This is a genomic window from Falsiroseomonas oryzae (assembly GCF_027856955.1).
Taxonomy (GTDB): Bacteria; Pseudomonadota; Alphaproteobacteria; order Acetobacterales; family Acetobacteraceae; genus Falsiroseomonas; species Falsiroseomonas oryzae.
Genome location: NZ_JAPSMD010000934.1, coordinates 1 through 763, shown reverse-complemented (window position 1 = coordinate 763; position 763 = coordinate 1). Strand labels below are relative to the sequence as shown.

General features: G+C 78.1%; 2 protein-coding genes. Both read left to right on the top strand.

Features of this window, described 5'->3' with window-relative positions:
* A partial coding sequence (locus OZN99_RS32780; protein ID WP_270939354.1) for a peptidylprolyl isomerase occupies nt 1-423 on the top strand: 423 nt, incomplete at its 5' end.
* A gap of 7 nt (nt 424-430) precedes the next feature.
* Nucleotides 431-763: hemerythrin domain-containing protein (locus OZN99_RS32775; protein ID WP_270939353.1), on the top strand; the 333-nt coding region annotated here is incomplete at its 3' end.

The following is a 763-nucleotide window of genomic DNA, read 5'->3' as shown; positions in this document are numbered from 1 at the left end:
CGCGCCGCCGCCCGCGCCCGCGCCGAGACCGCGCTGGCCGAGGTGAAGGCCGACCCGTCGCGCCTCGCCGCGCTCGCCGGCGCCATCTCCGACTGCCCGTCGCGCGAGCAGGGCGGCGATCTCGGCCTGGTGACCTCCGGCAGCACCGTCCCGGAGTTCGAGGCCGCGCTGCGCGCGACCGCGGCCGGCGCGGTGCACGACGCCGTGGTGGAGAGCCGCTACGGCTTCCATGTCGTCCGCGTGCTGGAGCGCGCCGAGGGCCGGGACCTGCCCTTCGATGCGGTGCAGGACCGCATCGCGGGCTGGCTGCGCGAGTCCGCCTGGCGCCGCGCCGCGCACCAGTTCATGGCGCTGCTGGCCTCCCGCGCGCAGGTGGAGGGCATCGTCCTCTCCGCCGGCGCCGACGGGCCGCTGGTGCAGTAGGCGCGCCATGACGGCGCCGGCGGTTCCGGGCTTCGGCGTGGCGCCGCTGGCGCAGGCGCTGATCGCCGATCCCGTCGCCTTCCTCTCGGCCGAGCATGCGCGGCAGCTCGTCCTGCTGGCGCATCTCGAGCGGCTGGCGCGCGCCCCGGCGGCGCGCGGCGCCCGCGTGATGGCGCAGGCGCTGCTGCGCTGGCTCACGCAGGAACTGCCGCTGCACATCGCCGACGAGGAGCATTCGCTCTACCCGCGCCTCCGCCCGCACGACGCCGCCGGCGCGCTGGAGCGGCTCGCCGCCGAGCACCAGCGGGACGCCCGGCTGGCCGCCGCGACCGTCACGTCG